The sequence below is a fragment of the Actinoplanes sp. NPDC051343 genome (assembly GCF_044455125.1).
In the GTDB taxonomy this organism is placed as follows: Bacteria; Actinomycetota; Actinomycetes; order Mycobacteriales; family Micromonosporaceae; genus Actinoplanes.
Genome location: NZ_JBITEL010000005.1, coordinates 377462 through 390394 on the forward strand (window position 1 = coordinate 377462; position 12933 = coordinate 390394).

At 70.7% G+C, this 12933-nt stretch carries 14 protein-coding genes; 9 read left to right on the forward strand and 5 right to left on the reverse strand.

Annotated features, from left to right (window positions below; genetic code table 11):
* Positions 1-46 precede the first annotated feature (46 nt).
* The 3 genes from ACIA5C_RS19155 to ACIA5C_RS19165 all read left to right on the forward strand — a co-directional run bounded on the left by ACIA5C_RS19155 (position 47) and on the right by ACIA5C_RS19165 (position 3079).
* A complete protein-coding gene (locus ACIA5C_RS19155; RefSeq protein WP_396056304.1) occupies positions 47-976 on the forward strand; it encodes an AraC family transcriptional regulator in 930 nt (309 codons plus the stop codon).
* An 88-nt stretch (positions 977-1064) separates the two neighbouring features.
* The gene (locus tag ACIA5C_RS19160) at positions 1065-1565 is read left to right on the forward strand and encodes a PH domain-containing protein (RefSeq protein ID WP_396056664.1); all 501 of its coding nucleotides are present in this window, start codon (positions 1065-1067) and stop codon (positions 1563-1565) included.
* The gene (locus tag ACIA5C_RS19165) at positions 1562-3079 is read left to right on the forward strand and encodes a PH domain-containing protein (RefSeq protein WP_396056306.1); all 1518 of its coding nucleotides are present in this window, start codon (positions 1562-1564) and stop codon (positions 3077-3079) included. The genes ACIA5C_RS19160 and ACIA5C_RS19165 overlap by 4 nt, the downstream gene beginning before the upstream one ends.
* Positions 3080-3125: 46 nt before the next feature.
* On the opposite strand, the gene ACIA5C_RS19170 is transcribed toward ACIA5C_RS19165, so the two are convergent.
* Positions 3126-3515, reverse strand: a complete 390-nt coding sequence (locus ACIA5C_RS19170) for a hypothetical protein (protein WP_396056308.1) — start codon at positions 3513-3515, stop codon at positions 3126-3128.
* Between the two features lie 283 nt (positions 3516-3798).
* Between ACIA5C_RS19170 and ACIA5C_RS19175 the strand changes: the two genes are divergently transcribed.
* On the forward strand, positions 3799-5277 hold the full coding sequence (locus tag ACIA5C_RS19175; RefSeq protein ID WP_396056310.1) for a carboxylesterase/lipase family protein: 1479 nt from the start codon (positions 3799-3801) through the stop codon (positions 5275-5277).
* Positions 5278-5312: 35 nt separating this feature from the next.
* Here ACIA5C_RS19175 and ACIA5C_RS19180 read toward each other — a convergent pair whose 3' ends face one another.
* Positions 5313-6221 (reverse strand): alpha/beta hydrolase family protein, encoded by a 909-nt coding sequence (locus ACIA5C_RS19180; protein ID WP_396056312.1) that lies wholly within the window; start codon positions 6219-6221, stop codon positions 5313-5315.
* Positions 6222-6384: 163 nt separating this feature from the next.
* On the opposite strand from ACIA5C_RS19180, the gene ACIA5C_RS19185 reads away from it, so the two are divergent.
* From ACIA5C_RS19185 to ACIA5C_RS19195, 3 genes are all read left to right on the forward strand, one after another.
* Positions 6385-6975, forward strand: a complete 591-nt coding sequence (locus ACIA5C_RS19185; RefSeq protein ID WP_396056314.1) for a QsdR family transcriptional regulator — start codon at positions 6385-6387, stop codon at positions 6973-6975.
* A gap of 110 nt (positions 6976-7085) precedes the next feature.
* The gene (mptB, locus tag ACIA5C_RS19190) at positions 7086-8495 is read left to right on the forward strand and encodes a polyprenol phosphomannose-dependent alpha 1,6 mannosyltransferase MptB (protein WP_396056316.1); all 1410 of its coding nucleotides are present in this window, start codon (positions 7086-7088) and stop codon (positions 8493-8495) included.
* The gene (locus tag ACIA5C_RS19195) at positions 8492-9661 is read left to right on the forward strand and encodes a glycosyltransferase 87 family protein (protein WP_396056318.1); all 1170 of its coding nucleotides are present in this window, start codon (positions 8492-8494) and stop codon (positions 9659-9661) included. The genes mptB and ACIA5C_RS19195 overlap by 4 nt, the downstream gene beginning before the upstream one ends.
* Here ACIA5C_RS19195 and ACIA5C_RS19200 read toward each other — a convergent pair.
* Positions 9614-10162: a hypothetical protein gene (locus tag ACIA5C_RS19200; protein WP_396056320.1), complete on the reverse strand. Its 549-nt coding sequence runs from the start codon at positions 10160-10162 to the stop codon at positions 9614-9616. The two genes, ACIA5C_RS19195 and ACIA5C_RS19200, sit on opposite strands and share 48 nt — an antisense overlap.
* An 82-nt stretch (positions 10163-10244) precedes the next feature.
* Complete coding sequence (locus ACIA5C_RS19205; RefSeq protein WP_396056322.1) at positions 10245-10637, reverse strand: multiprotein-bridging factor 1 family protein; 393 nt, start codon at positions 10635-10637, stop codon at positions 10245-10247.
* 135 nt (positions 10638-10772) lie between these two features.
* Here ACIA5C_RS19205 and ACIA5C_RS19210 point away from each other — a divergent pair, with 135 nt between their 5' ends.
* Positions 10773-11060: a hypothetical protein gene (locus ACIA5C_RS19210; RefSeq protein WP_396056324.1), complete on the forward strand. Its 288-nt coding sequence runs from the start codon at positions 10773-10775 to the stop codon at positions 11058-11060.
* A 306-nt stretch (positions 11061-11366) separates the two neighbouring features.
* On the opposite strand, the gene ACIA5C_RS19215 is transcribed toward ACIA5C_RS19210, so the two are convergent.
* The gene (locus tag ACIA5C_RS19215) at positions 11367-11735 is read right to left on the reverse strand and encodes a VOC family protein (RefSeq protein ID WP_396056326.1); all 369 of its coding nucleotides are present in this window, start codon (positions 11733-11735) and stop codon (positions 11367-11369) included.
* A gap of 89 nt (positions 11736-11824) precedes the next feature.
* Here ACIA5C_RS19215 and ACIA5C_RS19220 point away from each other — a divergent pair, with 89 nt between their 5' ends.
* Positions 11825-12790 carry a helix-turn-helix transcriptional regulator gene (locus tag ACIA5C_RS19220; RefSeq protein WP_396056328.1) on the forward strand — a complete coding sequence of 322 codons (966 nt, stop codon included), beginning with the start codon at positions 11825-11827 and terminating at the stop codon, positions 12788-12790.
* The last annotated feature ends 143 nt before the right edge of the window (positions 12791-12933 follow it).

Here is a 12933-nt window from a genome sequence, read left to right on the forward strand (position 1 = left end):
TGCGGCAGGCGCCCGATTCCATACGCGAGCGTCTACGCTGAGCGGCATGGATCCGCTCGGCGGCCTGCTCGACCCGCGGGCGCGGGGAGCGTTCATCCTGCGCTCGCTGCTCTCCCCGCCGTGGTCGATGCGGATCGAGGATGCGGCGCCGCTGACCCTGGTGGCGGTCGTCCGCGGGTCGGCCTACCTCGACGTGGGCACGACGACGACCGACATCGTGCCGGGCGATGTTGCGGTGGTGCGCGGCCCCCGGCCGTACGAAATAAGCGATGGCGCCGGAACGGCGCCGCAGGTGGTGATCGGCCCGGACCAGATCTGCCGGCCGATTGCCGGTGGACGCCCGATGGGTCCTCTCGGACTGCGGTCGTGGGGCAATGATCCGGACGGCCGCACGATGCTGCTGACCGGCACCTACCACTCACCAGCCGAGATCAGCCGGTCACTGCTGTCGGCGCTGCCCGACCTGGTCGTGCTGCGACCCGGCGAGTGGGATTCCGGGCTCGTCGAGCACGTCATCCACGAGGTCGACCGGGAGGCCCCCGGCCAGGACGTGGTCCTCGACCGGCTCCTCGACCTGGTGCTGATCACCGCCGTGCGCACGTGGCTCGCACGGCCGGATGCCCACCCGCCCCGCTGGTACACCGCGCAGGACGATCCGATCGTCGGCGCCGCCCTCACCTGCATCCACGCGCGGCCCGAGCAGGCCTGGACGGTGGCGTCCCTGGCCGCCGAGGCACGCTGCTCGCGCGCGGCGATGGCGCGGCGGTTCACCGAACTGGTGGGTGTGCCGCCGATGACCTATCTGACCGAGTGGCGGTTGTCGTGCGCCGCCGACATGCTTACCCGCAGCGACGCGACTCTGGAGGCGATCGCCCGGAACGTCGGATATGCGAGCCCGTTCGCGCTCAGCGCCGCGTTCAAGCGGGTCCGCGGCATATCCCCGCGCACGTTGCGGCTCCAGCCGGCCGCACCATGACACCGGACCATGACATTTGTCCCGTCCCTCGCACGACGAACGGGCCGACGAACTCTTTGCACCGGATGCCATCGTGAAAGGCGTGACTATGACGGCGGATGTGGTGCGGCTACGACCCCCGATGCACCGGGTCAGTTCCCGCGCGGTGTGGTACTGGACGACCAGGGCGGCGGTGATGTGGATCGCGCTGCTGGTACCCCAGGTGATCTGGTGGTTCGCCGACAGCGACCGCCGGGCACTCCCCCACCTGATCGTGGCGGTGGTGTGGCTGGTGCTGGCCGCGGTGCACATGGTGGTGATGCCGCAGTGGCGCTACCGGGTGCACCGCTGGGAGGCGACCGACACCGCGGTCTACACCCAGACCGGCTGGCTCAACCAGGAGCGCCGGATCGCGCCGATCTCGCGGGTGCAGACTGTGGACAGTGAGCGCGGGCCGATCGAGCAGTTGTTCAAGTTGGCGAACGTGACCGTGACGACCGCGTCCGCGGCCGGCCCCATCAAGATCGACGGCCTGGCCGCGAGGGACGCCGACCAGCTGGTCGCCGACCTGACCACCCGGGTCGGCCAGACCACCGGGGACGCGACATGACCACCGTGGTCGGCCCGGCCGAACCGGCGGTGACCGAGCACTGGCGCCGGCTGAGCCCTCGCATGCTCGCCGTGCATCCGGTCATGGAGTTGAGGCGGCTGCTGTTTCCGCTGATCGCGGTGCTGATCGGGCTGCGGAGCGGCAACGGTGCCGACGGCGGCTGGTGGGCGCTGGGCATCGGCGGCATCGGCATCGCGCTCGGCTTCCTGCGCTACTTCACCACTTCCTACCGGATCACTCCGGCTCACGTGCAGGTACGCCGGGGTCTGATCCGCCGCCGCACGCTGACCGTGCCGCGCGACCGCATCCGGACCGTGGACGTCACCTCGAACGTGCTGCACCGCATCTTCGGCCTGGCCCTGGTCACAGTCGGCACCGGTCAGACCGACAAGAAGAACGACGGCGTGAAGCTGGACGGGCTGGGCGCGGCCGACGCCGAAAACCTGCACCGCGAGTTACTGCACCGGCCGGCACCCGAGGCGATGGCGGCGGAAGCCGTTCCGGCCGCCCCCGAGACTGTGCTGGCCGCCCTCGACCCGGCCTGGGTCCGGTACGGGCCGTTCACGTTGTCCGGCCTGGTGGCGATCGGTGTGCTGTTCGGCCTCGGCTCCCGCCTGGTCAACGAGGGCCACGTCAACCTCGCGAAGGTCGGCGTCATCCACGACACGATCGAGTACCTGCGGGACAAGCCGCTGCCGGTGGCGATTCTGCTGGTCGCCGCGGCGGTGGTCGTCTTCACCGCGGTCGCGTCGACGGTCGGATACATCCTGACGTTCTGGAACTTCCGGCTGAGCCGGCACAGCAGCGGCACCCTGCACGTACGCCGCGGCCTGCTCACCACCCGCAGCACCACGATCGAGGAACGCCGGATGCGCGGTGTCGAGCTCAGCGAGCCGCTGCTGCTGCGGTCGGTGCGCGGCGCCCGGGTCCTCGCCATCGCCACCGGTCTGCGGGTCGGCCGGGGCTCCGACCGCGGCGGCTCGATCCTGCTGCCGCCCGCGCCGCGCGCCGTCGCGGTGGAGGTGGCCGGCACCGTCATCGGCGACACCCATCCGCTGACCGTGGCGCTGACCCGGCACGGCCCCCGAGCCCGCCTGCGCCGGTTCACCCGGGCCTTGACGGTCAGCACGATCCTGATCCTGATCGTGCTGGCGTTCGTGGTCCTCGCCGGCGCACCCGGGTGGGCGTTCTGGGCGTCGCTCGCGATGTTGCCGATCGGGACCTTCCTGGCCTGGGACCGGGCCCGCAATCTGGGCCACGCCCTCACCGACGGCTGGCTGATCAGCCGGCACGGCAGCCTGGTGCGGCGCCGCCACGTGCTGCGCACCGACGCGGTGATCGGCTGGAACCTGACCACCTCGCTGTTCCAGCGCCGGGCCGGTCTGACCACCCTGGTCGCCACCACGGCCGGTGGCCGGCAGCACTACGCGGTGGCCGACGTCGGCGATGCGACGGCGATCCGGGTGGCCCGCACCGCCGTTCCCGGCCTGCTGGAACAGTTCCTCGCCGAATAAGAAAGAAGCCGCCGGGCATTACGCAGGCCCGGCGGCATTTGTTCGGTCAGCGACCGGGCCGGTGGCGGAATCCACCCGGTCCGTCGTGGCCGGGCCGGTTGTGGAATCCGCCCGGTCCGTCGTGGCCGGGCCGGTGGTGGCCGGGGAAGCCCGGGAAGCCGTGGCCCCTCCGGTCGCGGCTCACCTGCAGCTCCCACTGGCCGCGGTGGAATCCGAACCGCACGAAGTCGCAGTCGTGGTCGTCCCACCGGCCGAACCGCTCACCGATACGTCCGGCCAGCTCACAGGCCCGTCCCGACCGGTAGTAGCCGACCGTACGGTCCCCGCCGTGATGTTGCCGCGCCTGCCCGGCGGACGGCTTGGCCGCCGCCGAGTTGCTCGTGCCCGCGGCCTGAGCCGGGCCGGCACCGATCGCCAGCGCCGCCAACGCACCCATGCCGCCCATGGTCATAACTCGAGTAAATTTATTCATCGCGGTTCCCTTTCTCGCATTTCATCCGGGGGCTTTGCTGCAATCAGCAAACCGCGGAAAATGGATCCGGAAAACACGCGACACACCTTTGTCATCCGCATGATCGACAGCCGAAAGTACGAAGCTGGAAGTACGTTTAGGTGGCCGTCCGAGCGGAAAGGACTATTTAGGCATAATGCCGAACTACACGGTGCCGGCCCGGCGAAAATCGATAGCGGTTGCCTCCCGGTCACGTGATGATGCGGCCATGAGCAGCCCTGAGGTTCGAGTGACCGGCGGCGAGTTGCGAGGCTCCTGGGAGAACGGGCTGGCGGTCTTCCGGGGCATCCCCTACGCCGAGGCGGTCCGCTTCGGCCCGCCGACGCGGACCAGTTGGGAAGGCACGCGGCCGGCCGTCGCCTTCGGTCCTCCGGCGCCGCAGTCCGAGGTGCTCGGCGCGGACGCTTCCGGCCCGGCCGCGGGCGACAACTGGCTGACCGCCAACGTCTGGTCCGCCGAACCCGACGCGGCGGCGAAGCGGCCGGTCATGGTCTGGATCTACGGCGGCGGCTACTCGCTCGGATCCGCCGCCCGGCCCGAATACGACGGCGGACGCCTCGCCCGCGACGGCCAGGTCGTCGTCGTGACGTTCAACTACCGGCTCGGCGTCGAGGGCTTCACCTCGATCGCCGGGGCGCCGGCCAACCGCGGCCTGCTCGACCAGGTCGCGGCGCTCGAGTGGGTCCGGGACGACATCGCCGCGTTCGGCGGCGACCCGGGCCAGGTCACGGTCTTCGGCGAGTCGGCCGGCGGCGGGTCGGTCGCCGCCCTGCTGGCCATGCCCCGGGCCGCCGGACTGTTCCGCCGGGCCATCGCCCAAAGTGTGCCGGGCGCCTACTTCTCGGACGAGCTGGCCGCCGACATCGCCGGCGCCATCGCCGGCGAACTGGGACTCCGGGCAACAGCGGACGACCTTGCCGAGGTCGAGCCGGAGCTACTGGCCGCGGCGGGCGACGCGGTCGCGGAGAGGATCGGCGAGCGGGCGGCCCGCTGGGGGCAGGCCGCGCACTCCTCGATCCCGTTCGCCCCGGTCGTCGACGGCGACGTCCTGCCGTCCACGCCGTGGGCGGCCCTCGCCGCGGGGTCGGCCCGCCACGTCGACCTGATCGCCGGGCACACCCGCGACGAGCAGCGGCTGCTGACCGCCCTCACCGGCCGCCTCGGCCAGGTGACCCCGGCCGAGGCGGCCGAGGCCCTCGAGATCTTCGCGCCCGACCCGCGGGCCTACGGCGAAGCGAGCCCCGACCAGCTGTTCGAGCTCGTCCATTCGGACTGGCTCTTCCGCATGCCCAGCCTGCACCTCGCCGAGGCCCAGGTGACCGGCGGCGGGCGCGCCCACCTCTACGAGCTGACCTGGAGCGCCCCCGGCATGGGCGGCATCCTCGGCGCCTGCCACGGCCTCGACGTGCCGCTCGTCTTCGGCAACCTCACCAGCGGCCGGCCGGCCATGCTGATCGGCGACAGCCCCGAGGCCGAGCCCCTCTCGGCCGAGTTCCGCACCGCCTGGACCAGCTTCGCGGCCACCGGCGACCCCGGCTGGCCCGCCTACGACCGGGAGCAGCGTCTCACCAAGATCTTCGACGTCCCGTCGGTCGTCACCCGATACCCCGAGGAGCGGTCCCGCGCGATCTGGCAGAACCACGAGTTCGCGCCGCTCCCGTTGACCGCCGCGCACGAATGCGGGTGACGCCGCGCCGCCCCGGGCGGATGCGGGGCGGTAGGTCAGCCCTGGTGCGGGCAGTCGGCCCGGTACTGGCTGACCGTCCCGTTCAGCCCCGGCCCCGGGCAGAGGAACTGCTCGAACCGGGTGTCGTTGTCCACGAACCGTTTCAGCCACGCGATGCTGAACTCGGAAATTGTCGAGTTCGGAATGTTCGGTGCGAAATGCGAAGCGCCGGCCAATTCCAGATATCCCTTGTCGTTGGCCGCCGGCATGCTGTTGAAGAACGGGATCGAGTGCTGGGCGGGCGGCGCGATGGTGTCCCGCTGGCCGCCGACGATCAGCGTCGGCACGCTGACCCCGCTGAAGTTACGGTTGAGGTCCCACGGGGTCAACGGCACCGCGGCCTGCAGCGAGGGCCGGCTCTTCGCCGCCTCGAGCGCGCCGCCGCCGCCCATCGAGTGACCCATCACGGCCAGCCGGCTGGCGTCGATCTTGCTGCGGGCGCTGCTGCTCCTGGTCAGGAAGTCGAGGGCCGCCAGCAGCTCCTTGCCGCGCTGGGCGGGCTGGTCGGACGTGGTCAGCGTGTCGATGTTGAAGACCACGAAGCCCTGCGAGGCGATCCGCGGCGCCAGCCAGGCGAGGCTGCTGCGGGTCGCGGTGAAGCCGGGCGCCATCGCGACCGCCCCGAAGGTGCCTGCGCCGGTGTCGGTCGGTGCGTAGATGTCGCCACCGCCGAAGCCGCTCACGCTGTTCCGCGCGACGTTCGTCCGGGTGCTCGCGAATGGCCCCTGAGCTGCCTGGATGCTCTTCACCGAGGGCGCCGGCCCGCGTTCGAAGGTTTTGCTGGTCGCCGCCTGCGCGTTCGGGATCAGCGCGAGGCCGGTCCCGGTCAGCGCCAGCGCGGCGAGCGCCCCGACGAGGTTGCGCGGCCGCAGCAGATTGCCGCGGCGCCGCCTTCTGATTGCCATCGTTTTCTCCTCTTCGACATGCCCCAGGGCCGCCCCCGGGCATCGGATGAGAATGGACGGTCGAATCGCGCGATTCGGTGTTCGGCGATGGTTACGAAAAGGGAGCGCCCGGCGGTCGAACATCCAGGTCAGGCTGAGACGGCGGTATCAAATTGAACCCGCGGTGAACCCGATCCGTTTCCTCGAGTACATCGAGAGGAGCGGGATGGAATCGCGCCGGGTGATCAGTCGCGACGCCGTGGTGCGCGGCGCGATGCGGCAGTTCGCGGCGGCCGGTTCGATCGACATGCAGTCGCTGGCCGGCGACCTCGCGATCAGCCGGGCAACCCTCTATCGGGTGGCCGGCAGCCGCGACGCCCTGCTCGGCGAGGCCCTCTGGACGCTCGGCCGCCGCCTGCTCGACGTGGCCCGGTCGGAGCGCGTGCGGCGCGGACCCGACGGCGTGATCGAGGTGTCGCAGATCTTCGCCGACCGGCTCGGGGCCGCCCCACCGATGCGGATCTTCATCGGCGCCGAGCCGGAGACGGCCGCCCGCGTGCTGTTCACCCCCTCCGGTGCCGTGCACCGCCGGATCGTCCTCGCCCAGCGCGACGTCTTCATCGAGGCCGGCTTGTCGGTCGCCGACCTGGCGGCGAGGGCCTTCCTCTACGTGCGGATCATGGAGTCGGTGCTCTACAGCGATCTGATCAACGGCCGGCCGGTCCGCTTCAAAACCGCGGAGGGCGCGCTGCGCGCCTTGCTCACGGCTGCGTGACGGGTACGGCCGGTGCCGGCGCACGAAATCATCGCGGACGTTGCGCATCCGTTATCCGGGCGTCCACAGCCTGTCCACAGCCCGACACCGGCCATTGAAAGTGTTCAGCCGTGTCCAAAGATCACGGGCTGTCCTCCCCGCGGGCGGTCGGGTTCGCCGGCTCCGCCCTGATCGCCGTCGGCGGCCTCGGCGCCGGCGCGTTACCGGTCGGCATCCCATACCTGCCGGGCGGTCATCATGCCCGGCTCGGGCTGGTCGGCGTCTACACCGGGCTGGCCCTGCTTCTGCTGGCGTGGTGGTGGTACGGCCGGGTCACCCGCGGCGACCACGCCGACGAGTCGTGCCGGACGGCCTGGTGGACGCTCGCCCTCTGGGTGGCGCCGCTGCTGCTCGCCCCGCCGCTGTTCAGCCGCGACGTCTACAGCTACCTCGCACAGGGCCTGATGATCGACTCGGGGATGGACGTCTACCGCCACGGGCCGTCCGTGCTCGGCGGCATGGTCGCGGCGCAGGTGCCGGCGATCTGGCAGCACACGCCCAGCCCGTACGGCCCGGTCTTCCTGATCGTCGCCGAGGTCGTCGCCGGACCGCTCAGCTCGAACCTGCTGCTCGGCGTGATCGCGATGCGGCTGGTGGCGATCGCCGGACTGGCACTGCTGGCCGGCTCCGTGCCGATTGTTGCGCGGTCCACCGGCGTACGCCCGTCCAGCGCGACCTGGCTCGCCGTGCTGAACCCCCTGGTCCTGATCCACCTGGTCGGCGGCGCGCACAACGACGCCCTGATGGTCGGGCTGCTGGCGGCCGGTCTGGCCGCCGCGGTGCGGCACCGGCCGATCGCCGCGACCCTGCTGATCGTGGCGGCCGCCCTGGTCAAGTGGCCGGCCGCGCTCGGACTCGTGGCGGTCGCCGCGCTCTGGACCGGCCGGCTGCCCGGGCGCTGGCCGTGGGCCCGCGCGGCCGCCGCGGTGGCCGTCACCGCCGGCGCCGCCACCGTGCTGATCACGACGCTGGCCGGCACCGGGTACGGCTGGGTGAGCGCCCTGAACACCCCGATCTCGGCCGGGAACTGGTCGCTGACCAGCGCTCTCGGCCGCTGGACGGCCCGGCTGCTGGCCCACGACGCGGTCGGCGCGGCAGCCGCCGAAGGGCTGTGGCGGTGGGCCGGCGTGCTGGCCACCCTGGTCGTGGCCGGCGTCGTCTGGACCTGCCGCGGCCGCCTCGGCCCGGTCTACGGACTCGGCATCGTGCTGGTCGCGGTGGTCGCTTTCGGACCGGCGATCCGGCCCTGGTACGTGCTGTGGGGCCTGGTGCCGCTGGCCGCGGTGGCCGAGCACCGCCGGGTGCGCGGCCTGCTCGCCGCGCTCTGCGCCGGGCTGGTGCTGGTGGTGCTGCCGGACGGCTTCGGGGCGGACGCCGAACGCGTCCTGCTGGCGGTCCTCGGCGCGCTGATCGGCATAGCGGCATTCCTGCTCGTACGCCTGGTTGTCGCCCCCGCCACCCCGCGCCCGACCCCCCGATGATCGTCCCCGAGCGGCTGCGGAGCGGCCCCGCGCAGGTCGCGCTCGTAGTCGGCACCGCGATCGCGATCGGCGTCTTCCTGACCACCGCACTGACGTTCCGGCACTTCTTCGACCTCGGCGTCTACCGCGGCTCGGTGCGCTACTGGCTGATCGACGGCGGTCATCTGTACGACTACCGCTACCAGCACTCGGCCTACGGCTTCACGTATCCGCCGTTTGCCGCCCTGGTCATGGCCCCGCTGGTGATGACGTCGTGGCCGGTGGCGGTCGCGATCAGCCTGGCCGTCAACACCGCGATGGTGGTGCTGCTGCTCCGCTGGTTCTTCGTGCCGTTCCTGCAGCGGCGGTCCCGGCCGATGTGGACGCCGTGCGCGCTCGCCTTCCTGGCCGTCGTCCTGTTCGAGCCGGCCCGCGACACGTTCACCCTGGGGCAGATCAACCTGGTGCTGCTGGTGCTGGTCTGCGCCGACCTGCGCGCGCTGGCGACCGGCCGCCGCCGGGCCGGGATCGGCATCGGGCTGGCCGCCGCCATCAAGCTGACCCCGGCCGTGTTCGTCGGCTACCTGCTGCTGACCCGGCAGTACCGGGCCGCGGCGACCGCGGCCGGCACCGCCGCCGGCGCGACCGTCCTGACCGCGATCGTCGTGCCCGGGCCCTCGCGTGACTTCTGGACCGGCGCGCTGTGGGACACCGGCCGGGTCGGCAAACTGGCGTACGTCTCCAACCAGTCGCTGCGGGGCGTTCTGGCCCGGCTCGACGCACCGGAGATCTGGTGGGTGGCCGCGGTCGCGTTGGTCGTCGCGTACTGGGCCTGGTGGGTGCGCTCCCGGCGCACCCCGAATGACCACGCGGCGGGTTTCGCCGTCACCGCGATCGTCGCCTGCCTGATCAGTCCGGTGACCTGGGTGCACCACCTGGTGTGGGTGCTGCCGGCGCTGTTCTGGCTGCTCGACCGCGGCCGCACGACCGTCGTCGCGATCGCCTACGTGCTGATGTGCACCAGTTTCGTGTGGCTGTGGTGGACGCATCCGTTCGGCTGGAGCGCCTTCGCCGGCAGCAACCTGTACGTCTGGATCGCGGCCGCCCTGATGGTCACGGTGACCCTCCACGACCGCCCGTCAGCGCGGCGGCGGCGGGCGCCGCAGCGAACGGACGTTGCCGGCTGACGGGTCGCCGGTCGTTGCCATGCGCATGCCGTTGAGGTAGCCGTCGGTCTCCCGCTGCTCGCCGTACTCCCCGGTGAGCTGGGCCAGCCGCTCGCTGAGCACCTCGCTGAGCGCCTCGTTGTCGCGCTCCCGGTCGGCCGCCAGCTCGGTGCGCAGGCCGGCGAGCAGGCCGGTCAGCTCCTCGCGGCTGACCCCGCCGGGGCCGGTGACCGGCTGCTGCTGCCGCAGGCGGAGCAGGACCTGGTCGCGCACGAAGACGACCAGCGCGGCCAGCCAGGAGAGCACGAAGAGGCCGGTAACGACGGGAATGATCTCCAGCGATCGCAGATCGGGCGGCGGCGGGGGCATGCCGTTGGGCCCCGGCCCGCCCCGCGGGGCGTCGGTCAGCCCGATGAACACCGCGATCAGCAGGGCGCCGGTCGCCGCGATCGCCGCGACCAGCAGAAAGACCAGCAACTTGCTGATCTGCAGATGCAATCCACCCGGCGGCCGCTCGGTCATGGCCCCGACACTAGTGAGCTTCCGCGCCGTACGCGACATCGACCAGCGCAGACCTGCGATTCGCCGCATATCTGTCACCCGTTCAGCCTGTCCGTCGTCTCCTCAGGACCTTGCGGTAGGGGTCGACCAGCCGGTCGAGAACGGTCTCGAGGGCCTGGCGGTCGGCCTGCGGGATCGGCGAGTCGTCGGCCAGCATGCGGGCCAGCTCGTGCACCAGCGGGTGGACGGCCGGCGGCTCGGGCTTCGGACCACTCAACCGATCGGGATAGGCCGCCCGCACCAGCTCGTTGATGCTGCGGCCGAGGACGGGAGCGATCCGCTCGATCGACCGGATCGTCGGCCGCTGTTCCTCGCTGAGCCAGCGCAACACGACCGACGGGTCGGTCCCCACCGCCCGTGCGAAGTGCGTCGGCGTCTCGAAACGAGCCGCCAGGATCGCTTCCTTGAGATAAACACCGAAGCCGGTCGCCGCCATCGAGCCAGTCTAAGGCGGACGCAGTGGGAGCCGGTCGGAGAATCGGACCGACTCCGAAGCGGGACGACCGATTGGCTACGGCGACATCCGCTGCTAACGTCATTGTCTCGATAACCAATGACTTCGGGGGCGGCCATGGAACCGGTGGTGATCCTCATGATCCTCGCCTCAGCGGCTCTGCTCCTACTGCTGAGCGGCAGGCACCGCCGCCCCGGCCGGCCCGCACCCGCTGGCCTGGAGCCGGCAATCAAAGACGCGCCCGTGGCGGCGGGCGCCCCGACGGTGGCGGGCGCACCCATGGCGGTGGGGGCGCCCGCCCCGGCGGCACACTTCCCGACCGCGTCCGCGGCGGCCCGCCGGCACCGCAACAGCGGCGCCTCCCACTTCACCCGGCCCCGAGCCAACGCCCGAGTCAGCCGCTAACCGTTCTCGTCCTCACTCTGCGGACCGTCCTGAGACGAGATAGCTGTCACCTCCTCCGGTGAGCGGAGCTTCGGCGGTGCGGCATCCACGGCTTGAGATTCTGGATGACCTACTCATAGAAGTCGTCGATCGCACCGAGCACGGAGCCGATGAACGCCCCTCGGCCGCTTTCTCGTTTGGTCCCCGCCGGCCCGGTCACGGCGAGCTCCACTCCCTTGACCGGCGGTACACGGCGCTGTTCGCCCCCCGCCGCGGCCACAACGGCAGGCGCGACACCTATCGTGCGCGCCTGCCGCATTGTGGCCTTCAGTCCCGCGGCGCGACCCGGATACGGTTCCCGTCAGGATCGGCTGCGAGAAAGGTCAGCCCGAACCCCACATCGTGCGGCTCGCGCAGGATCGTGACGCCCTTGGATAGCCACTGCTTGAAGATCGCGTTGACCTCGTCGGGTCGCCCACCGTCGATGGCCAGGCAAACCTCACTGGTACGCGGGACGTCCGGCGACAGATCCTCGAACTGGCCAGACCACAGAGCCAGGTCAGCGCCTGGCCCCAGGTCGAAGGTGATGTATCCCGGAGTCTCGAGCGAGGGGCTCATGCCGAGAAGGTCCCCGTAGAAACGAGCTGCGGCGGGAGCGTCGTTCACATAGACGATGGACACGACGGATGTGGTCATGGTTGTTCCTCACAGGTCGTAGGTACGCATCCACCAGCCTGGCCGGAATATGCGCCGCATCGTGTCGCAATTCCTGAAAAACTTGGTGTGTGACCCCCGACCGCTTCTTCACCCTGATGCTGCTCCTCGAATCGAGGGATGGCGCAACCACACAGGAACTTGCCTCGGCGCTCGGGGTTTCCCTTCGAACCATCACCCGGGACCTCAACTGGCTCCGTGACGCCGGTCTGCCGGTGACCGCACACCGGGGCCGCCTCGGCGGCGTGACCATGCTGCCCGGGTCCGGGCTCGACCTCACGCGACTCACGCCTGACGAGCGTGATCATCTCTCGCTCATCGGGCTGGATGAAAAGCAACGCGCGGAGCTCAACGCATCGGTCGAAAGCCGGCGCGCGCTCGCCAAGATCGCCGCTACCCAGTCACGTCGAGTTCATGAGCTCCTGCCGCTCACCGACGTAGTACACGTGGACAGCCGTCCCTGGCTGCAGACACGAGCTTCCGGCCCGACTCCGGCTTCGCTGATCGGCTCAGTGCGGCGAGGGCGCCAGCTGCGGATCGAGTACGACAGCCCACGCGAGTCATGCCCACGCGACCTGGTCGTGGATCCCTACGGGCTGTTCGCCAAGGCCGGCATCTGGTATCTCATCGCCGACTGTGCCCGAGTACCACGGATGTACCGACTCGAACGGATCACGACGTGGAAAGAATTCGACCAGCCACGACGGATCCGCGAGAACCAGACCCTGGCCACCGTCACTGCAGCGCTCATTGATCAGTGGGCAAACAACCACGCGATAGAGGTCAGCGCCACCATCAACCAGACCCAGATCGAGCGAGCGCAACGGATCTTTGGCCTACGACTCGTCCGGGACGACCATGAAGAATCCGCCACCGGCCACAAGGTAACAATTCGCTTCCTGCATCTGGAGGACGTGCGAGCATTGCTGCCGTTCGGGAACGCCATCACTGTGCACGGCCCCACCGAAGCCAGGGCTCACCTCCGCACCCTCGCCACCAACCTTGCCCACCACTATGCGTCGTCACCAACGTCCTGACCCAGCAGCACCTAGTCGTCCTCCCCGCGCTGTCGGCCGGGCAGAAGGGCAAGGATGCCTCCTGGCCGCTCGTCGGCTTTCGTGGGCACGCGGACGACCACACGGCCGGCCAGGCCTACTACGACCTCAACGACATCGCGCCT